Source organism: Aquimarina atlantica, assembly GCF_000626715.1.
GTDB lineage: Bacteria > Bacteroidota > Bacteroidia > Flavobacteriales > Flavobacteriaceae > Aquimarina > Aquimarina atlantica.
Genome location: NZ_AQRA01000012.1, coordinates 1 through 22566 on the forward strand (window position 1 = coordinate 1; position 22566 = coordinate 22566).

General features: G+C 32.9%; 17 protein-coding genes. 5 read left to right on the plus strand and 12 right to left on the minus strand.

The annotated features are described in order from the left end of the window. Nucleotides 1-39 precede the first annotated feature (39 nt). The 12 genes from ATO12_RS21820 to ruvX form a co-directional block, all read right to left on the minus strand. The gene (locus ATO12_RS21820; RefSeq protein WP_034246709.1) at nucleotides 40-1389 is read right to left on the minus strand and encodes a RagB/SusD family nutrient uptake outer membrane protein; all 1350 of its coding nucleotides are present in this window, start codon (nucleotides 1387-1389) and stop codon (nucleotides 40-42) included. A gap of 14 nt (nucleotides 1390-1403) precedes the next feature. Continuing rightward, complete coding sequence (locus tag ATO12_RS21825) at nucleotides 1404-4430, minus strand: SusC/RagA family TonB-linked outer membrane protein (protein ID WP_051576022.1); 3027 nt, start codon at nucleotides 4428-4430, stop codon at nucleotides 1404-1406. A 572-nt stretch (nucleotides 4431-5002) separates the two neighbouring features. After that, nucleotides 5003-6502 (minus strand): helix-turn-helix domain-containing protein, encoded by a 1500-nt coding sequence (locus tag ATO12_RS21830; protein ID WP_131248878.1) that lies wholly within the window; start codon nucleotides 6500-6502, stop codon nucleotides 5003-5005. A gap of 390 nt (nucleotides 6503-6892) precedes the next feature. After that, nucleotides 6893-7666, minus strand: a complete 774-nt coding sequence (gene mazG, locus ATO12_RS21835; RefSeq protein ID WP_034246711.1) for a nucleoside triphosphate pyrophosphohydrolase — start codon at nucleotides 7664-7666, stop codon at nucleotides 6893-6895. An 11-nt stretch (nucleotides 7667-7677) separates the two neighbouring features. Further along, on the minus strand, nucleotides 7678-8622 hold the full coding sequence (locus ATO12_RS21840) for an NAD(P)H-dependent flavin oxidoreductase (protein ID WP_034246713.1): 945 nt from the start codon (nucleotides 8620-8622) through the stop codon (nucleotides 7678-7680). A 27-nt stretch (nucleotides 8623-8649) separates the two neighbouring features. Continuing rightward, a complete protein-coding gene (gene mnmA / locus ATO12_RS21845) occupies nucleotides 8650-9837 on the minus strand; it encodes a tRNA 2-thiouridine(34) synthase MnmA (RefSeq protein ID WP_034246715.1) in 1188 nt (395 codons plus the stop codon). A gap of 113 nt (nucleotides 9838-9950) precedes the next feature. Beyond that, complete coding sequence (locus tag ATO12_RS21850) at nucleotides 9951-10640, minus strand: toxin-antitoxin system YwqK family antitoxin (RefSeq protein WP_034246722.1); 690 nt, start codon at nucleotides 10638-10640, stop codon at nucleotides 9951-9953. 148 nt (nucleotides 10641-10788) lie between these two features. After that, nucleotides 10789-12675: a membrane protein insertase YidC gene (yidC, locus tag ATO12_RS21855; RefSeq protein ID WP_034246724.1), complete on the minus strand. Its 1887-nt coding sequence runs from the start codon at nucleotides 12673-12675 to the stop codon at nucleotides 10789-10791. A 91-nt stretch (nucleotides 12676-12766) separates the two neighbouring features. Next, complete coding sequence (locus ATO12_RS21860) at nucleotides 12767-14407, minus strand: CTP synthase (RefSeq protein WP_034246727.1); 1641 nt, start codon at nucleotides 14405-14407, stop codon at nucleotides 12767-12769. A 205-nt stretch (nucleotides 14408-14612) separates the two neighbouring features. Beyond that, a complete protein-coding gene (locus ATO12_RS21865) occupies nucleotides 14613-15035 on the minus strand; it encodes a DUF5606 family protein (RefSeq protein ID WP_034246729.1) in 423 nt (140 codons plus the stop codon). Between the two features lie 206 nt (nucleotides 15036-15241). Further along, the gene (def, locus tag ATO12_RS21870; RefSeq protein WP_034246734.1) at nucleotides 15242-15832 is read right to left on the minus strand and encodes a peptide deformylase; all 591 of its coding nucleotides are present in this window, start codon (nucleotides 15830-15832) and stop codon (nucleotides 15242-15244) included. A 24-nt stretch (nucleotides 15833-15856) separates the two neighbouring features. After that, a complete protein-coding gene (gene ruvX / locus ATO12_RS21875; protein WP_034246738.1) occupies nucleotides 15857-16267 on the minus strand; it encodes a Holliday junction resolvase RuvX in 411 nt (136 codons plus the stop codon). Nucleotides 16268-16393: 126 nt separating this feature from the next. Here ruvX and ATO12_RS21880 point away from each other — a divergent pair, with 126 nt between their 5' ends. The 5 genes from ATO12_RS21880 (at nucleotide 16394) to ATO12_RS21900 (ending at nucleotide 22561) form a co-directional block, all read left to right on the plus strand. Next, nucleotides 16394-17209 (plus strand): 2,3,4,5-tetrahydropyridine-2,6-dicarboxylate N-succinyltransferase, encoded by an 816-nt coding sequence (locus ATO12_RS21880; protein WP_034246740.1) that lies wholly within the window; start codon nucleotides 16394-16396, stop codon nucleotides 17207-17209. A gap of 76 nt (nucleotides 17210-17285) precedes the next feature. Continuing rightward, the gene (locus ATO12_RS21885) at nucleotides 17286-18347 is read left to right on the plus strand and encodes a glycosyltransferase family 9 protein (protein ID WP_034246742.1); all 1062 of its coding nucleotides are present in this window, start codon (nucleotides 17286-17288) and stop codon (nucleotides 18345-18347) included. A 37-nt stretch (nucleotides 18348-18384) separates the two neighbouring features. Beyond that, entirely contained in the window at nucleotides 18385-19152 is a 768-nt protein-coding gene (locus ATO12_RS21890; RefSeq protein WP_034246744.1) for a glycosyltransferase family 2 protein, read from the plus strand. Between the two features lie 152 nt (nucleotides 19153-19304). Beyond that, nucleotides 19305-21680, plus strand: coding sequence for a TonB-dependent receptor (locus ATO12_RS21895; RefSeq protein WP_034246746.1), 2376 nt, complete (start codon nucleotides 19305-19307; stop codon nucleotides 21678-21680). An 11-nt stretch (nucleotides 21681-21691) separates the two neighbouring features. Further along, entirely contained in the window at nucleotides 21692-22561 is an 870-nt protein-coding gene (locus ATO12_RS21900) for a DUF4249 domain-containing protein (protein ID WP_034246748.1), read from the plus strand. Nucleotides 22562-22566: the final 5 nt, after the last annotated feature.

A 22566-nucleotide genomic window follows, 5' to 3' on the forward strand; every position in this document is an offset into this window, starting at 1 on the left:
TTATAAAAATTAAGAGTATTCCTTTATTTAAAAATTAGCTTAATACCCTGGGTTTTGATCTAACAAATCATTTCTATCTCTTGCTTGTTGAGGTACAGGAAAAACTAACTTATTGTCATTATAAGGTAACCCTCCTATATTGCGTTGTGTTCGCTTGTAATCATGTAATACAAACCCTTCAAAACCTAGTTCTAGCTCTCTCTCATTTAAAATTAGATCAATAGTTAAGGCGCCAAGTGCAGGAGCAGAAGATCTCGCTCTTAAAGCGTTTATTTCTGCCAATGGAGCCTGACCAACAGATGTACTCTCTCTGAAGTTACATTCTGCTCTTATTAGATGCATTTCTGCCAATCTGATCTGCTGAGTATTAGCAAACTGTCTCACAAACTTAGAGCTTAATGTTAATCCTCCGTCTGTATAGGTATAATTTCTTCTTTCATCTGCGGCAGAATCAAACTTATCTATATAGGCTTGAGCAATAGATATATCTCCTCCTCTACCTCCTAAAGCTTCACTTGCAAAATGCACTACATGTCGATTGGTTCCTTCTTGAGTATTAACAACAAATGAAAAAATAGTTTCTGCCGTGTTATCATCAGAATCAAAAACCGCATTAAAATCAGGCATTAAACTATGTCCACTGTTTTGTATCACATCGTCTGCAGCATCTCTTGCAGCAGCATAATTACCTTGTTGCAAATACACCCTGGCTAATACTGCCTGCGCTGCATATTTATCAGCTCTGTCTCCATTAGTATCAGGTAATTTACTATAAGCACTTGTTAAATCCTGAATAATTTGCGTATACACGTCTTCTACAGAACTTCTAGGCACTAATCGTTCAAGACTCGGAGGATCCAGAACAATAGGAACACCTGGTTGAGTATTTCCTCCACCCGCATTATATTGTTGACCATACAAGCGTATGATATCAAAATATGCAAGCCCTCTTAAAAACATTGCCTCTCCTTCAACTCGGTTTTTTTGATCCACATCTTCAAATTTATCTAAGTTTGCCAGCACTGTATTAACAGCACCAAATAACAAATAAGCATCGCGCCACATTCCATTAGCACTAGCATTAACATTATCTAGTTCTTTATTAAATAACTCTCTTAAGTTAGCAAATGTCCCATTCCATTCTATCTGATCTGTATTACCATACAAGACCGCTATATTTGCCAAATCTCCATCATAATTTCCACCTCCAAAAGTAGGATCTCCACTTCTTGCAGAATCATAAGCACCAGTAAGAATTGCTTCAATATTTTCTGCTGTTGATGTCGCTACTTCAGTAGAAACACTTTGCTGTGGTTCTATATCCAGTTCATTTTCGCACGATGTATTACTGAATATCACAATTAATATTAAAAATTTCAAAAATTTCATAATTTATTTTTTTTTTAAAATGTTAAATTAACACCCAGTGTATATACTTTTGCTGGCGGTGCAGAGTAAAAAGTACTACCTACATTAGTATTGGTATTTGCATCATCATTAGTCGATTCTGGATCATAGCCCCTAAAATCCGTAAAGGTTAGAAGATTTAATCCAGATACATAAAGCCTTATCTTATTCATCCCTAATTTATCCAATGCACTCTGTGGTAAAGAATATCCAAGCGTTATATTTCTTAATCTTATAAAATCTGCATCTTGTAAATACCTGGTACTATTAGAATGCCCATTATTTTGACGATATCTTACCTGAGGCACATTCGTTATATCTCCCGGGTTTTGCCATCTATTTTCATATATGTACACATCTTGATTATCCAAACCATTTCCAAAGCCTTGTTCTTGATATTGTCCAGCTCCATTAAATACCTGAGCCCCCCATTGTCCTTGAAAAGTAAAAGAAAAATCAATTGTTTTATAATTCAATGTACTGGTTAAACCTCCAAACAAATCTGGGTTAGGGTTTCCGGCAATGATTCGTTCTGCCTGCGAAAAGTCGTTAGTTCTCCCTCTATTTATTGTACCATCAGCATTGGTTGTATTCAAAATATATTCTGCATCACCATTAGCAGGATTTACACCTGCATATTCTACCATAAAGAAAGAATTAATAGGTTCCCCTTCTCTAAGAATATTTTGACCTGTGATCAAATCATCACCATTTGGTAAGCTAATGATTTCATTTTTATTGGTAGCAATATTAAAACTGGTTTCCCATGTAAGATTATCAGTTTGAATATTTACTGTATTTAATACAAATTCAAAGCCTTTATTTTCCAAATCACCTACATTTTTAAGTATTGTAGCGTTATTAGGAGCACCTGTTTCATACGGAAGTCGCTGATTAAATATCAAGTCATCTGTTTTTTTAATATAATAATCGATCTCACCGGTTATTCTATTATTTAAAAATCCGAAATCAAGACCAAAATTTTGCTGAGCAGTTTCTTCCCATTTTAAATCGGGGTTTTCTATTTGCGTAAAAGCTATACCTGAAACAGCATCATAATTAGTCCCTCCGTACAGAGCTTTAGATCCAAAATCTACAGTTGGAGTATTACCATTAACTCCCCAACTGGCCCTAAGTTTTAAATTTGATAGTATACTCGAATCATGTAAAAAGTTTTCTTCAGATACAATCCAACCGACCGAAACTGCAGGGAAAAATGCATTTCTTTTACCTTTACCAAATCGAGAGGATGAATCACGGCGAAGGGTAGCATTTATAAGATATCTCTTTTTAAAATCATATGATGCTCTTGCAAAGTAAGCTATTTGTGCCCAATCTGTAAAAGTACCATCACCTGCCGAAATAGTCGCTGCACTTTCAATAGATCTAAAACTATCCGTAGGAAAACCATCTCCTGTTACTGAATTAAATCTATTTTTTAACCTGGTATACGTCATCCCTAAAACAAAATTGAGACTAGATGCTCCACCAGAAGAATAATCATACGTAAAATAATTATTTGTAGATAGTATTTCTGTGCCATTATCTGAAGCAAAACTTTGACCATTTGTAGATTGAAATGGGGCCAATCTACCCGTATTTCTATCAACTGTCTGATATAAATAGTCATAACCAAACTCTGATCTTAAAGTTAACGAAGGTAAAATATCTATATCTCCAAATACCTTTGCTAAAATTCTTCTAATCGAAGTTTTACGAAACGAGTGTTTATCTTGCAATAAGAAATTACTATATAACGTTCTTGTACCCGTACCAACAGTACCATTTGGTTCACCATTTAATAGGTGAGTTGGCGAAGTAGGTACTTGCGCAATAGCTTGCAAAGGAGTCACAAATGCATTATCCCCAGCTATCCTATTAATTATAGTACTCGAATAACTTGCATTCACACCAACACTAAGGTTTTTACTAACATTGTGATCAATGTTTGCTCTCATACTATAACGTTTTAAACCGTTACCTCTAATAATACCTTCTGAATCGTTGGTTGATCCTGATATAAAACTTACTGTCTTTTCATTTCCGCCAGAAATAGACACATTAAGATCATTAATGTAGCTATCCTGAAAAGCTTCTTCTTGCCAATCTGTATCAATAGTTCTCCAGTCCTGATCTCCCTGAAAAACGGGTAATACATTATCTACAAAATCATCTGCCCCTCCAACATTGGATACTGCTTCTCTAAGCAATTCTTCATACTGGCTAGCATTTAACCAATCTCTTTTGTTCGTTGGTTTTCCAAATGCTGTAGAAAGATCAACAGAAACCTGCGATTTACCCTCCTTACCTCTTTTGGTTGTAATCAGTATAACTCCATTCGTACCTTTTGCTCCATAAATAGCTGTAGCAGAAGCATCTTTCAAAATATCAATTGACTCTATGTCATTTGGATTTACCGTTAATAAAGGATTCAAATTCGCACCAATCGAGGAAGAATTTCTATTATTCATCTCAATTCCATCAATGACATATAACGGTTCCTGAGAAGCCGATATCGAAGAAAGTCCTCTAATAATTACCTTTACTCCCCCTTCTAACTTACCATTAATTTGTGTAATTTGCACCCCTGGTGCCTTAGCTATCAATGCATTTTGTACACTAGGTGTAGAAATACCCCCAATTTGGCCTGCTTCAATTTTCGATACGTTACCTGTTAGTAATCGTTTTGATTGAGTACCAAATCCAACCACAACAACTTCTTCTAATACTCCTACATCTTCTTTTAGCACTACATTAATTTGATTTTGTCCCGACACAGTTATCTGTTGGGTAACAAAACCTAAATATGAATACACAAGTACTTCGCCTACAGCGGCATTAATTGTGTATTGCCCGTCAAAATCTGTTTGTGTACCTGTAGATTTACCTTGTATGATGATATTAACCCCAGGTAATGGTAGCCCCCCTTCGCCCTGGACAGTTCCAGAGATTTGTTGTTGAGCAGACATCATGCCCGATACCAAAAAAGCGAGCACAAATAATTTGTAATGATGTAACCTCATAAATAGAATTTTTAAAAAAGATTAAACTTAAATAGTTAGTTTTATCACAAAAGGAAGAAAAGAATTACATGTATAACTACGCTTACATTTTTACGAATTGATATAAAATTTCATAAAAAAACAACATATACTCAGCTTATCTATTCTTTTATTTATGATATCATAAATATAAGCATTGTTTATTAACAATCCTTAAATTTTCAAAACAGACTATATATTGAATGTGATTTAAATACTAAAATCAACCTGGTAGATTACATTTTTAATACAAAAGAGATATTTTTATACAAGTAAAAAATCAATATTTGAAAAAAAATTAAAAAAAATGAATCATTTGATCTAAAAAAACGTAGAAAAGCGTAAATTCTAAAAAATAAATGTCAACATTTATGCCTTTTAAAGAAAACTAATATGCAAAATCAGGGCTATTATTTTCCTTTCTTTTATTCTAAATATCGATTTACTCAACAGCATACCTTATTGGTTTTCAGACAAATGAACAAGTAAAAACAAAGCTAAAAAACGTATCTCTGAAAAGAAAAAAAATCACTTTTTGCTTAAAATCTCTTGCACTATGCCACAAATCGTTTTAAATATTCTGAGGGAGTGATTTGGTTATACTTTTTAAATGATTTATTAAAAGTAACTTTATTATTAAAACCAACTTCATAGGCTACATCAATGATATTAAAACCTTTATATCTTTCTCCTTTTAAAATTTCTTTGGCTTCTTCTATTCTATATTTATTGATTAATTCAAAAAAATTAAGCCCGAAATGTTCATTTATAATCTGAGAAGTATTGTGTCTTGTAGTATCTAGTAATAGCGAAACTTTATGAAGAGTAATATCATTTTGTTTATAAATCTTCTCTTCTTTTAGTAAATACAGCAATTTTACCTTAAGCTCTAGTGACAAACTTGGTGTTAATCCTGATTTTTCGTATTTACTATTTTTATTTTCAGGTATCTTTTCTTCTTTTTCATCTTCTGACTTTACTATTCTTAATTTTCCAAATAATGAAGGTTGGACAAATGCAGAATAGCTAATATACAGTACCATAACTGCTAACGAAACTACTTGTACGTTAAACAAAAATCCACTACCTAAATGCAATATATTTAAAAATGCGTATACCGCGTATGACAATATGTATACAGCACAAAATATCATTATGTTTCGCTGCCAATTAAGTAATTGTTTCGAAAAATGCAACCTCTTCTTATCCTTTCGGACATAAACCATAACCATTAAAACACCATAAATTAACAATGATAATAGTTTTGAAACTGAAATTAAAGTGAGGTATGGTCGTTCATAATGTATGACCATTCTAAGCTTTTCTTCTGCTGGTAATAAATAAACAGGTAATAATAATATTACCAGAAATATGGTAGGCATCAAATGTAGTAGGTCTAAACGTTTGAATTTATAGTTTTGTGATGCTCTTTTAAAATAAAAATATATAATAGGACCGTATAATAGCCCAAACGTAGAAAACATAAATAATGTATGCGGCCAATAATATTCATAATTCATAAAATACAGTCCCAAATGAGCCATAAAACACGAATTCAGGAGTACAAAAATACTCATCAGCAAACTAGCTGTCTTATCTGTGCCTTTACGAAAATTTAATACTATAGCTATAAAAAACCCAACAAAAGAAATATAAAAACAAAAGAGAGCAAGCCAGTCAAACTGTTTTAGATACCTACCTGCTAGTTGTTTATAAGGTTCTGATGTACTTATTTGATCAAAATTACTATGATCAACAAAATTTACATCAAGAGTTGCTTTAATATACTTTTCGATAAACTCACAAGCTAATTTGGGCTGATCAATTTTGGCATAAGAAAATGCCCATTCTTTAAATATAGCTGTAGAGTCAGTTATTTTTTCTTGTGCCATATCTTGATCAGCTTCTGTAGTATATACAGAATCTGACCTATTAGAAAACTGATCTTTAGAAAATAATAGCTTATAGGAATTTCCATCCTCATTTCTCTCATTTGTTTCAATAAAGAAACAATACCCTTTTAAAGGAATGAACAAAATAAAGATGAAAAACAAGTATGTTAATATTGTTCTTCTTTGAGTTAGCCTCACGATTGATTGATGATGAATTTAACCACTAATTTACGATTTCTTTCTGTTAAAAAATTGTTATAGAAGAGTATCCCGATAATATTTTACCTAAAAAACCAGTGTTTATAGGCTTTTCAAGGTAATAAAATAAGTGAAAACCATAAAAAAAAAGTGCAAAAACAGTATTCATTAACCTGTTTATCATCAAAAAAAACTGGTTATTATTATCATTATGTTCTAACATATAAATAAAAAATTGGGGTAAGAATATAAAATTAGATAATCTAAAAGTCGATTGAATGTTTTTCATCCACTAAAAAAGATATTCTTTCTTCGATAATAGTTATATTGGGTAGCAGGTCTAAATAAATATGATCATAACTTTTTTGCTTCTTCCCAAAAAACGTCCATTTCGGCAAGTGTCATATCTCTAAGGCTTTTATTATTTTCTTTTGCTTTCGACTCTAGATACTGAAACCTCTTTATAAATTTTTTGTTCGTACGTTCTAGCGAATCTTCTGGATTTACCTTAAGAAAACGAGCATAGTTAATCATAGAAAAAAGAACATCTCCAAATTCTGATTCTATTTTTTCCTGATCTTCTGCTTCTATTTCGTGTTGTAATTCGCCAAGTTCTTCTTTAAGTTTTTCAAATACCTGATAAGGTTCTTCCCAGTCAAATCCCACTCCGGCCACTTTATCCTGAATTCTGCTTGCCTTTACCATTGCAGGTAAAGATTTAGGAACTCCTTCGAGAACACTATTTTTTCCTTCTTTAAGTTTTAAATTTTCCCAGTTACGTTTTACATCTTCTTCATTGTCAACAGAAACATCTCCATAAATATGAGGATGCCTATGAACTAATTTTTCACAAATCTCGTTGGCAACATCTGCAATATCAAAAGCTTTTGTTTCGCTTCCAATTTTAGCATAAAACACGATATGCAATAGTAAATCTCCGAGTTCTTTTTTTATTTCTTCCAGATCATTATCCAAAATTGCATCGCCAAGCTCATAAGTCTCTTCTATAGTTAAATGTCTTAAAGATTGAAGTGTTTGTTTTTTATCCCACGGACATTGCTCACGAAGTTCATCCATGATAGTTAATAATCTATCAAAAGCTTGAAGCTGATCTTTTCTCGAATTCATATGCGATATACTCATAAAGTAATTTGTTCCATCCGATTTTTGGTTACTTTAAACTCTTTAACCATATCTTCTATTATGATGCCAGCGGGCTTTATTTCGTGAATTAATCCAGAAACCTGTCCTATCTCTAATTCCCCTTCGGTTAGATCTCCTTCAAACATACCTCGTTTTGCCCTGGCACGTCCTAATAGTGTTTTTAACTCATCTATCGAGGGGGCAGTAGCATATAATGCAGCTACATCCTGATAAAACTTATTTTTAAGTAACCTTACCGGCGCTAACTCCTTTAAAGTAAGTTGTGTATCTCCTTCTTTTGCTTCGACCACCATATTTTTGAAATCGATATGCGAAGATGCCTCGTCACTTGCCACAAAACGACTTCCTACCTGAACACCATCTGCACCTAGGGCCATAACAGCATACATAGCTGCACCAGTAGCAATACCTCCTGCAGCGATTAAAGGAACATTTATTTTTTCCTTTACCATAGGGATCAATGCCAATGTAGTAGTCTCATCTCTTCCATTATGTCCTCCTGCTTCAAATCCTTCTGCTACCACTGCGTCAACACCCGCCTCTTGGGCTTTTAAAGCAAACTTAAGACTACTTACCACATGCACCACTGTAATTCCTTTTTCTTTAAGATATGGCGTATATATTTTTGGGTTCCCGGCAGAGGTAAATACTATTTTTACACCTTCTTCGATGATGATTTGTATAGCTTCTTCCAAGTTGGGGTATAACATCGGGATATTTACCCCGAAAGGTTTACTGGTTGCTTTTTTGCATTTCTGAATATGCTCTCTAAGTACATCTGGGTACATAGATCCTGATCCTATAAGCCCTAACCCTCCTGAGTTACTTACTGCACTTGCTAATCTCCAACCACTTGCCCATATCATCCCACCTTGTATTATTGGGTATTGAATATTAAATAGCTCTTTAATTTTGTTCATACAATATAAATATGTGTAGTTTAATTTTTATGAGATTACTCCAGACCCAACTAATTCGTCTTCGATATACCACGCCACAAATTGACCTTCAGTTATAGCACTTTGATCATTTTCGAAAACCACATATACTCCAGAGTCAACTCTATACAATATAGCTTTCTCTAATGGTTGTCTGTATCGAATTCTTGCCATTACTTCTAGCTCTTCATCTATCATTAGTTTAAGATCATCTCTCACCCAATGCAACTCTTCTATAGCTATAAACAAAGCTTTTCTATATAATCCAGGATGTCTTTTCCCCTGGCCTGTATAAATAGTATTCGTTTCTACATCGGTTTCTATTACAAAAAGTGGTTCTGGGGTACCTCCGACAGCCAAACCTTTACGTTGTCCTTTAGTATAATAATGTGCTCCCTGATGTTTTCCTACTACCTTACCATCATTAATATCATACGTGTATTTGTTAGACAAAAATTCTAATTCATCTCTTTTGGATGTAAATTGAGGACGTTCTCGTTGATATTTTTTTTCTGAAGAAGATATTTCAATAATATTTCCTTGTTTTGGTTGTAATTTTTGTTGAAGAAACTCTGGTAACCTAACTTTCCCAATAAAACATAATCCCTGAGAGTCTTTTTTATTTGCGGTTGCCAAACCTTGCGCTTTGGCAACATCTCTAACTTCAGGTTTCAGTAATTCACCTACAGGAAAAAGCGTTTTTGCCAGTTGTTCCTGGGATAGTTGGCATAAAAAATATGATTGATCTTTATTAGGGTCTTTTCCTTCTAATAAACGATGTACTTCTTTTCCATCTTTTATAATAGTATCCTTTCTGCAATAATGCCCTGTAGCTACATAATCTGCTCCAAGAGATAGCGCAATTTTCAGGAAAACATCAAATTTGATTTCACGATTACACAATACATCAGGATTAGGTGTACGTCCTTTTTCGTATTCATTAAACATATAATCTACTATACGCTCTTTATACTCTTCACTAAGATCAACAGTCTGAAATGGTATTCCTAACTTTTCTGCTACCAATAAGGCATCATTACTATCATCTAACCAAGGGCATTCATCAGATATTGTGACAGAGTCATCATGCCAGTTTTTCATAAACAAGCCAATAACTTCATACCCCTGTTCTTTAAGTAAATATGCGGCTACACTAGAATCAACTCCACCCGATAATCCTACGATTACTCTCTTCATCAAAAATGCTGTATTTAATCTTTAAAATTTTTATGCAAAAGTAATAAATAAAAAAAGCAATGCTAGTGCAATGCTTTATGGTTTTATCTATACCGATATTTTATATATCAATCTTAAAACCCTCTTTTTTGAACCGGAAATAATTTTTGTTCAGAGAGTTTTCCATCTTTATAGTAGTTCCACATACCATCTTTACGTCCTCTTTTATAATTTCCTTCGATAATCAATACCCCGTTGGTATCATAATACTTAGTTATCCCATGTAACTGGTCATTTTCATAGGTAAATTCTTTTATAATCACACCTGTATCAGAATACATGATTCTTTTTCCATTTTGCTTGCCATTGATATATGAAGCTTTTTCGGTTAACTGACCATTCTCAAAATAGGTAAGTTGTTCTCCATCTAATTTTCCAGATTGGTATTGTTCGGTCATCATAATCTTATCAGATCCTTTATGATAATATTTCCATATCCCTATACGGTTTTTACCGATCATCTGCCCTTCGCTTATTATTTTTCCTTTTTGAGTAAAGTACGTTACATTAACAGTATCGCTATTTTTAGAAAATAACTTAATCGCTGTAGGAGAACTACCTCCATTAGGCTGATAAAATTTAAATTCTCCTATTTCTTTTCCGTGATCAAAACTCCCTTCATAACGTAGCTGATCACTACCTTCATATTTTTTTTGCCATTTACCATGTCGCTTACCATTAGCGTCAAATGCATTATATTTTTGACCTAAAACAGAAAAACATATAAGAAAAGATAAACTACAAAATAAAAATATACTTCGCATAACTACAATTTAATTTGGGACATTATTTCAACAAATTTAATCTCCAAAAAGTATACCAATATTATAAAATCAAATTCACAAAACGAAGGTTAAATTAAAAAAAAGCTCCTTATTCAGGAGCTTTTCTAAAATATATCAATATTTAAGGTTATTTCTTTTTTGCCTTTTGTTGTTGTTCTGCCTGTTCCATTAATTCTTTCATCTTTTTCTGGAACTTACCTTGTTTTTTAGGTTTCTTCTTATTTTCTTGAATTTTGGCATGAATCTTATCTTCATCAATAATCACGTTTTTAATGACTAACATAATCCCTATAGTAATTAGGTTAGAAATAAAATAATACAATGATAAACCACTCGCATAGTTATTAAAGAAGAACAACATCATTAATGGCGATAAATACATAATAAATTTCATATTAGGCATGCCTGGTTGTTGCGTTTGCATAGTTTGGCCCGTAGTCATCATCATATAGATAAAAATAGCTACCGATGCCAGTATAGGAAACAAACTGATATGATCTCCATAAAAAGGTATAGTAAATGGCAGCTCTGCTATAGTATCATAACTAGACAAATCATCTGCCCACAAGAAACTTTTTTGTCGTAATTGAAATGCACTTGGGAAGAAATTGAATAAGGCATAAAAAACGGGGATCTGCATTACCGCTGGCAAACAACCACTCATCGGGTTAACTCCTGCTTTACCATAAAGAGCCATTGTTTCTTGTTGCCTCTTCATTGCATTATCCTTATGCTTCTCATTAATTTCTGTAATCTCTGGACGTAAAACTTTCATTTTAGCCTGTGATAAATACGACTTATATGTAACAGGAGATAAAATGATACGTACAATAATAGTCATCACAATAATAGCGATTCCATAAGGTAAGAAACCACTTAAAAACGCGAAAAACGGTATAAACAGATATTTGTTGATTATTCCGAAAATCCCCCAGCCTAGAGGCACTATCTCATCAAGATTACGCTTATACGTATTTAAAATTCTATAGTCAGTAGGACCATAATACCAATCCATTGAATAATTAAGCTCTCCTCCTTGTAACTCTAAAGGCATAGAGGCAGAAAATTCTTTGGTCACTTTTATGTCTTTATCATCTAGCTCGCTTGAGTTTGCTATATTTTTAGAGGTAAAAGATGCTTTTTTGAATGGAGTATCTGTTAACAGCACAGAGGTAAAGAAATGTTGTTTAAAAGCAATCCAACTTACATCTTGCTCTTCGTCGTCTGCAAACTCTCCTTGTCCTAAATAATCATCTTTATCACCATCATATTCATATAAAACCTCGGTGTATCGATTTTCATATGTTGCGCTTTTAGCATGCCTTATGCCTTGAAGTTTCCAATCCAGATTTACTGTTTGGCTGCTATTAATTACTTGTTGTAACCCTTGAGATCGAACTGTAAAATCAACCATATACTCATCTGGTTTCAGTTCATATCTATACTCTAGAAATTTGGTATTCGAAACCTTCAATTTCATAGATAAGATTGTATTTTCTCCATTTTTGGTTACCGTAGGTTCAAAGAATAAATCTTTTGTATTTAAGATTCTATTATCTGTGGTTCCAAAATTAATATTGAAAGAAGCGTTTTTACCATCTTTAATCAGGTATACAGGAACAGAATCATAGGTCTTAAAGTTTTTTAATAATGCTTCAGAAATATATCCTCCTCTATTATTTACTTTAAGGCTCAAAACTTCATTCTCGATTCTGGTAAATTCATCTTTTGCCGAAGGTAAACTAGCAGAATACGAAAATGCTCCTAGCTGTGACTTTGCATTAGATAATGCAACGGAGTCTAATGGATTTGCTATGATAGCTTCGCTTTCTTTTACAAAATCTGTAGTTTTTTCCTTGTCTGTTTTTGTCTCTGACTCTAACTGTTCTTTTTTAGCTTTTTCTGCCTCAATTTCTTCTGGAGTTGGTTGATTTAGATAGAACATCCAAACGATGATTCCAAAAATAAGTGCAAATCCAATTATCGAATTAAGATCAAATTTCTTTTCTTCCATGTATTGATGTATAAAAAGCCTTTATCTGATGTCTCAGAAAGGCTTTTAGAATTATATATTGTTATTTTGTTGTCAATTATCTGGCCAATTGCTATCCTTGTGACACTTTGGCACTCTTATTACTTTTTGAATATTCTACAGCTGCTCTTATAAAAGCAATAAACAAAGGATGTGGGTTTGCAACTGTACTCTTATACTCTGGATGATATTGCACCCCAACAAACCATGGATGATCTGGGATCTCTACAATTTCTACCAATCCGGTTTTTGGATTAACCCCTGTAGTCCTAAGCCCTGCTTTTTCTAATTGTTCTTTATAATTGTTATTATATTCATATCTATGACGATGTCGTTCGGCAATCATAGATTTTCCGTATGCTTCAAACACTTTACTGTTTTCTTTCAATTCACAATCCCAGGAACCTAATCGCATAGTCCCCCCCATATCGGTAATATTCTTTTGCTCTTCCATAATATCAATTACGGGATGTGGAGTATTTTCATCTACTTCTACAGAAGAAGCTTCTTTAATTCCTATAACATTGCGAGAATATTCAATAACTGCCATTTGCATTCCTAAACAAATTCCAAAAAACGGGAGTTTATTTTCTCTTGCAAATTGTACCGCTTTTATTTTTCCTTCTGTTCCACGTTCACCAAACCCCGGTGCTACCAGAATCCCGTCTAGGTGAGCTATTTCATTTTCTATTGTATCGTTAGTAATATATTCAGAATGTATACTTACCACATTTACTTTCACCTCATTCTCTGCACCAGCATGAATGAAAGCTTCTAAAATCGATTTATAAGAATCTTGTAATTCTACATATTTACCTATAAGTCCAATAGTGACCTGGCATTTGGGATTCTTATGTCTTTGCAGAAACTTATTCCAGTTTTCTAAATCCGGAGTATCATCATCTTGAAGAACCAGTTGCCTAAGTACTACTTTATCCAAACCTTCTTCTAACATTAGATTGGGTACATCATAAATTGTAGATGCATCTATAGATTGTATTACAGCTTCTTGTCTAACGTTACAAAACAGTGCTAGTTTTTTACGTAAATCATCAGAGAGTTCATGCTCTGTTCTACATACCAAAATATCTGCTTTGATCCCACTTTCCATCAATGTTTTTACACTATGCTGAGTAGGTTTTGTTTTTAGCTCTCCAGCTGCAGAAAGGTAAGGAATTAGAGTTAAGTGAATCACCAAAGCATTAGTATCCCCAAGCTCCCATTTTAATTGACGTACAGCTTCTATATATGGTAAAGATTCTATATCACCAACGGTTCCTCCTATTTCGGTAATTACAATATCATAGGATCCACTTTTACCCAGAATCTGTATTCTTTCCTTTATTTCGTTTGTGATATGTGGAACAACCTGAACTGTTTTTCCTAAAAACTCTCCTCTTCTTTCTTTTTGGATAACACTTTGGTATATTCTTCCTGTAGTTACATTATTGGCTTGAGAAGTTGGTGTATTCAGAAAACGCTCATAATGTCCCAGATCTAGATCCGTCTCTGCTCCATCATCGGTTACATAGCATTCACCATGTTCATATGGATTCAAGGTTCCCGGATCGACATTAATATATGGATCCAGTTTCTGAATTGTAACCCTGTATCCTCTTGCTTGTAATAATTTTGCCAGAGAAGCTGCTATAATCCCTTTTCCTAAAGAAGAAGACACACCTCCGGTTACAAAAACATATTTGGTATTAGCCATGTAAACTAAATATTTAGTAAGATTGTATTAAAATTTTGCGCAAAAATACGAAGAAGTCATCAAATCATACATCGAAAATCAATCAATATTATGTAACTTATCCATATTCCTTCAACAACTTAAAAATCTGAAAATGAATTCACAACATATATATAAAAATAAAATCCTGTCTCACGACAGGATTTTATTATAAAAAATTATGCTCTTATTCTTCTTCTTCGGCAACTTTCTCCTCTTCTACTTCATCAAAATCTGTTAATCCTTTGGATTGTAAAATATTGTACCATTGAATCACTTTTTTCATATCACTGGCATATACTCTATCCTCATCATAATCTGGTAATATTTCACTAAAATAAGCTTCTAATTTATCTTTAGATTCTTTGTGATTAATAGCTTTTTCGCCATTTTCTTTTTCAAAAATCTTTTTAAAAATTTCTCGTAAAGGAACTTCTTCTGTAAATGTATAAATTGCAATTTCGCTAAGCACACTTACATTGTGTCTTATACTTACCGACAACCTTTTTCCATCTAATAAAGATTCTGCTAAAAATCCACTTCGAGTTTGAGTTTTTAACTCATATAAACCAGGTTTACCCGAAATTGCTAATATTTTATCTAAGCTCATATATTTTTATCTATTTATGATATATTTCTTTTCAAAGATCAGATCTGTAATAATGCAGATCCATAAGGGATTTACATATCAATTATTTCAATTACTATTGAAATTTTTAAAACTTGTTCATCTCCCTCACAAAGTTGGCAAATATCAGTAGTTCGTTTTAAAAAATCAAACATTTCACCAACATAAATATTAAAAGTAGCCTGTGATTATCTACCCTTTTTTAATAAAGGAAATCGCATTCTGTATTCTGAATTAATTTTCCCTTTAGAAATATTTGCTAATTTCCCTTTTATTAAACGCTTTTTAAGGCTCGATAGTTTATCTGTAAACAAAACGCCTTCGATATGATCATATTCATGCTGAATTACTCTTGCTGCCAACCCACCATACGTCTCGGTATGCTCTACAAAATTCTCATCAAAATAGTGGATTTTTATAGTTTCATTACGAAATACATCTTCTCGTATTTCGGGAATACTTAAACATCCTTCGGCAAAAGCCCACTCCTCACCTGTTTCTTCTAAAATGGTAGCGTTAATGAATACTTTTTTAAAGTTTTTTAACTGGTCTGCTGCTTCTTTAGATAATTCTTCGTCTTCAGAAAAAGGCTCTGCATCAACAATAAATAATCGAATAGGAAGTCCAATCTGAGGAGCTGCTAATCCTACTCCATGTGCATTATACATGGTCTCAAACATATTGTCCAGCAATTCTGACAATTTGGGATAATCTTTGGTTATCTCTTTTCCTTTTTTCTTCAATACCGGATCTCCGTATGCTACAATGGGAAATATCATATTTTATTTCTTATTTCTAATTATTTATCGATTATACAAATAATCTTGTAATATAATCGTCGCACTAATCTGATCTACCAATGCCTTATCTCTTCTCTTCTTTTTTGAAATACCACTAGCTATCATAGTATCAAAAGCAATTTTAGAAGTAAAGCGTTCATCAATTCTTTTTACAGGAATATCAGGAAGTAATTTATTTAATTTTTCTAAAAAAGGTAAAATTAACTGTTCACTCTCTGAAGCTTCTCCATGCAACCTTTTAGGTTCTCCTACTATAAAAAGCTCGATTTCTTCCTTATACACATAATCCTTTAGCCATGATAATAAATCTCTGGTGTCAACAGTAGTTAACCCAGAAGCGATAATCTGCAACTCATCTGTAACTGCAATCCCGCAACGTTTTGCTCCATAATCAATCGCTAAAATCCGTGGCATTCCTTTTTTTTGCAAAAATATAATATTATTACAAAACGACACTTATTTATTAATGGTTTCCTAAAATATCTATAATCGATACTTTTTTAAAAGGAAGCTATTATCTTTACCAAAATTTTTTATTCGATGAACCAACTAAAAGAAACCATAGAAAAAGCCTGGGAAAACAGAGAGCTTTTAAAAGAATCAAATACGCAAAGTGCAATACGTGAAGTAATTAACTTATTGGACTCGGGAAAACTTAGAGTTGCAGAACCTGTAGAAGGTGGCTGGCAAGTAAATGAATGGGTAAAAAAAGGAGTAGTATTATATTTCCCTATTCAAAAAATGGAAACTCTAGAAGCTGGAATTTTTGAATATCACGACAAAATTCCATTAAAAAAAGGATATGAAGCTAAAGGAATTCGTGTAGTTCCTAATGCAGTTGCACGTCACGGTGCTTACATCTCTCCTGGTACTATTTTAATGCCTAGTTATGTAAACATAGGAGCTTATGTAGATCAAGGAACTATGGTAGATACATGGGCAACTGTAGGTAGTTGTGCTCAAATAGGAAAAAATGTTCATCTTAGCGGTGGTGTTGGCATCGGTGGTGTTTTAGAGCCATTACAGGCTGCTCCTGTAATTATAGAAGATAATGCATTTATAGGATCCAGGTGTATTGTAGTCGAAGGAGTTCGAGTAGAAAAAGAAGCTGTATTAGGTGCTAATGTAGTATTAACAGCATCTACCAAGATTATTGATGTTACTGGAAATACTCCTGTAGAAAGAAAAGGAGTTGTTCCTGCTGGATCTGTTGTAATTCCAGGAAGTTATACTAAGAAATTTGCTGCTGGAGAATTTAATGTACCTTGCGCTTTAATTATTGGAAAACGTAAAGAAAGTACAGACAAGAAAACTTCACTTAATGATGCTCTTCGTGAATACGATGTAGCCGTATAGTGTAAAGCATGTAAAAAAACTTGAGCTTGTCTTCTCTTTTTTTTAAGACAAGCTCAATTATTTTGATCAATAGCATATGAAGATTTTGGTTATTCAACAAAAGATGATTGGTGATGTGCTCACAAGTACTATTATTTGTGAAGCATTACGAAAAGAGTACCCTAATGCTACTATTGATTTTTTAGTGAACTCTAATACCAAATCTGTCATAACAGAAAACCCATTTTTTGATCATATTATAGAATTTAAAAATGAATACCAAAATGACAAAAAGGCTTTTTATGCTTTTTTAAAAGAAATACGAAAGTCTAAATATGATCATGTAATCGATGTATATGGTAAATTAGAGAGCAACCTCATCACTCTATTTTCTGGTGCTTCAAAAAGAGTGTCTTTCTATAAATGGTACACTCAATTTTTTTACACAAAAACCATTAAAAGAAATCTTGTTCCTATTACAAATGCTAGTATAGCAATAGAAAACAGATTACGTTTGGTTTTTCCCGAAAACAGAATTACCTCTGAGATCACAAGACCAAAAATATTTTTAACCAAAGAAGAAAAAGAAAAAGCTCGTGAGTTTTTAGAATCCAACGGGATTGTTGCCAAGACACCGTTAATCATGATTAGTGTTTTAGGTAGCGAAATGAGAAAAACACTTCCTTTCGAGTATATGGCTGAAGCCATAGATGCAGTTGTTAAGAATACAGAGGCAAATATTCTTTTTAATTATATCCCAAATCAGGAAAAAGATGCCCGTACAATCTATAACCTTACCATGCCTAAAACACAGAGGCATATTCATTTTGATGTATTTGCCAAAAGTTTACGAGGATTCCTTGCAATTCTCTCTCATTGCGATGCGTTAATAGGGAACGAAGGAGGCGCTGTAAATATGGCCAAAGCTCTTGATATACCAACTTTTACTGTTTTTTCTCCCTGGATTCATAAAAAAGATTGGAATATGTTTGAGGATGGAGAAAGACAAACATCGGTTCACTTATCTGATTATATGCCTGAATTATTTTTAAATAAAAGCAATAAAGAACTCAAAAAGAATTCCTTAGAACTTTACCCTTATTTTAAAACAGAATTATTCATTAAACAATTGCATAATTTTTTAAGTAAAAACTTGTAATTTGCATTTTTAAAACCAAATCATCATAGAAAAAGAGATTTTACATAGAGAGAAAGTTACTGCTATAATCCCATGCTATAACGAAGAACATAATATCAAAGATGTATTAGAATCAGTTTCATTTGCCGATGAAATTATGGTTGTTGATTCTTTTAGTACAGATAAGACGGTCGAAATTGCAAGAGAATATACAGATTTCATTATTCAAAGAGAATTTGATTATCCTTCATTTCAAAAAAATTGGGCTATTCCTCAAGCGACGCACGAATGGATATTATTAGTTGATGCAGACGAAAGAGTAACTCCAGAGCTTAAAAGCGAAGTACTAGAGATATTAAAAGATCCCGGAAAAGATAATTATGTAGCCTATTGGATAAAGCGAATGAATCATTTTATGGGAGAAAGAATACACTATAGTGGGTGGCGAAATGATAAAGTTATTCGATTATTTCATAGAGATCAATGTAAATATGATGACAGGCATGTACATGAAGAAATTGTTACCCCAGGTAAAGTAGGAATATTAAAAAACAAATTTTACCACAATACATATACTACTTTTGATGCTTACATTAATAAACTAAACAGGTATGCCTCTTGGCAAGCAGAAGATTATGACAAAAAAACAAAACGATTAACACCATATCATTTTATTATAAAACCACTTTGGGCTTTTTTTAAACATTACATTATACAAAGCGGATTTAGAGATGGTGTTCCTGGTTTAGTTATAGGTTATGTTCAGGCATATGCAGTTTTTATGAGATATGTAAAGCTTTGGCTATTCCGAAAAAATCGAAAATAACATATAAAAATTTCTATATTTTTTCTCAAAAAAAAACTCTTATTTAAAAAAACCGGGTTTATCAGGTTTTTTCGAGGCTCTTCTTTATTTTAGAATACATAGTATATAACAGATATAGTTTTGAATAAAAATTGTTTAAAACTATATCAAATATGAAGAAACAACTTGTATACCTATTTTGTCTATTTTGTCTTGGAAGTTATGCTCAGGAAAAATTTTCAATAAGTGGATATGTAAAAGACAATCTTTCTGGTGAAAAACTACTGGGAGTTAATATTATTATTGATAATACATACGGAACTACCACAAACGACTATGGTTTTTATTCTATACATCTAAAAAAAGGCATTCACCAAATTGAAATTAGCTATTTAGGATATAAAACTATTAGTAAAGAGATTAGCATAACGGGTAATCAGAAAATAGATTTTGATCTTACCGAAGAATTAGCAGAATTAGATGAGATTGTGATTTCTTCTAATACAACTCGAAAAAACATCGAATCGATCGAAATGAGTGTGATTTCCTTAAAAGGAGAAACCATCAAAAAGCTACCTGCCATACTTGGTGAACCAGATGTGTTAAAATCACTTCAATTATTACCCGGTGTGTCCAGTGTTAATGAAGCTTCTTCTGGGTTTAATGTAAGAGGTGGATCTGTTGATCAAAACCTTATCCTTCTTGACGAAGCCACTATTTATAACGCCTCTCATCTGTTTGGTTTTTTCTCTGTCTTTAATTCTAATGCTATTAAAAATGCAAAGCTATACAAAGGAGGAATCCCATCAATATATGGAGGAAGATTATCGTCGGTACTAGATATTAAACAACGAGAAGGCAACACTAAAGATTTTGGCGGAGAAATAGGAGTTGGTTTAATTTCGGCAAAAGCACTGATAGAAGGGCCAATATTAAAAGGCAATAAAGAAGAAGCTTCTGGAAGTTATATGCTAGCAGGTAGAAGGTCATATATTGATTTGTTTACTTTTCTTACTGATGATTTTAAAAATAGTTCGCTTTTTTTCTATGACCTAAACCTTAAATCGAATTACAATATTGGCACAAACAACCGTCTATTTTTATCGGGATATTTTGGCAGGGATAAATTCGAACTAGATAAATTTTTAGGAACCATCTGGGGAAACACATCAGCATCTTTACGCTGGACTAGTATTCTTAATGAAAAACTTTTTTTGCAAACTTCTGCTATCTATAGTAATTACGATTACAACCTTGATAATTTGAGAACAGGATCCGAGTTTAGATGGAAATCCAGTATTACTAACTATAATTTTAAACCAAGGTTATCCTGGTTTATCAATAACAATAATACTCTTAAAACAGGTATCGATGTTACGTATTACAATTTCAAACCAGGAAAAATATCCCCTTTTAAAGGTTCTACTATTAATGAAGAAGAATTTAGTCAGAAATTTGGTTTAGAAAATGGTATTTATGCCGATTTAAAACAAAAGCTTTCTGATGATTTAAGTTTACAATATGGTGTACGTTGGTCAAACTTCTCAAGATTAGGAAAGGAAGATATTCGTGAATATAATACAGGAAATCCTCTAACCTATAACGCTGAACAGGATATCTATGAAGAAAATGAAGTTACACAGGTCACAAATTATGGTTCTGGAAAACGTATCAAAACATTTAATGGTTTAGAACCTAGAATTTCTATTCGGTACCTCTTAAACGAATCTAATTCTTTAAAACTAAGTTATAATAAAATGTATCAATATTTACATCTTATTTCTAATACTACTTCTCCTACTCCTCTAGATATATGGTCTCCCAGTGGCCCATATTTATCACCACAATCAGCAGATCAGCTCGCACTTGGGTATTTTAAATCTTTTAAAAAGGGGAAATATGACCTTAGTCTAGAAGCTTATTATAAAAAACTAAAAGACGTAACCGATTTTATTGATGGAGCAGACCTTCTATTTACCGAAGAAATAGAAACTCAGGTTGTACAAGGAAAAGGAAGAGCTTATGGATTAGAAGTACAACTTAATAAAAACGAAGGAAAGCTTACGGGATGGTTGAGCTATACTCTTGCTCGTTCTGAAAACAAAGTACTGGGTGTTAACAATAATAAGTACTACCCCAACAACAGTGATCAATTACACGAACTAAACCTAGTTGGTTTTTATAAACTTAATAGTAGATGGGATTTTGGGGTAAATTTCATTTTTGGCTCAGGAAGACCCGTTACTTACCCCACAGGACGGTATACACAAAATGGACTAGTGGTAGCCGATTATAACAATAGAAATGGCAATCGATTACCTACATATCACAGGTTAGATATTTCGGCAACATTAAATCCCAAAAAAGGTAAAAAAGGAAAATGGATTTTCAGTATTGTTAATCTGTATAACAGGCAAAATGCAGCCTCGATCTATTTCAATGAAATTGGCGAAACTAACAACGTAGAAATAGCTACAGGAATGACACAAGCAACCAAATTATCATTCTTTGGGATCGTACCTAGTATATCATACGAATTCAAATTTTAAAAATTATTAGCATGAAAAATATAATCACCATACTGCTCACATTATTAATTATAATCGTTTCTTCCTGTGAAACAGATGTTACCAATGATATCTCCCTAGTCGAAACACCCCCTCGACTAGTAATTGATGGAGGCTTAGAGCGAAATATCAAAACTCCCGTCACCACACAACAAATAAGATTACTAACTACAGCCCCCTTTTTATCTAATAAAGACTTTCCGTTTGTTAGTGACGCCCAGGTTACGATATCCGATGGCACGAATTCCTGGGTTTTTGAACATACAAACAATGGATTTTATGAAAACTCAGACATACTCCCAGAAATTGGAAACACCTACACTATTACAATCTTATGGAAAGGAGAAACCTATCAAGGAACTGATATGTTACTGGCAGAAGTGCCCAGATTTGATAAGTTTTATTATGAGTTTGAAGAAGAAACTGTTTTTGCAGACGAAGGATACTATGTAAAATTTGATACAACCGATCCTATTAATGTTCAAAATTTTTACCATTACAGACTCTTCAAAAATAATGAGTTCGTTACCGTTCCTGACCCTGGGAATAGCCAAGTACTAATCGTATCTGATGAATTTTTTGATGGGAAACAACGTATTGGGGTTAAACCTAACGAAGATATCTTTTTTGAAATTGGGGATATAGCAACCGCTCAACAATTATCAATATCAGAACCTTATTTTGATTACCTTAAAGAATTATTTACTCAAACTGGAAATTTAGGAAATCCAATAGTCGGTAATCCTCCTCCGGCATCAATACGAGGAAATTTGATAAATTTAGACAATAGTAGCAATCGTGCCCTTGGGTATTTTTATGTGATAGATGTAGAAGAAGATACTGTAACCATTACTGAAAACTAAAATAG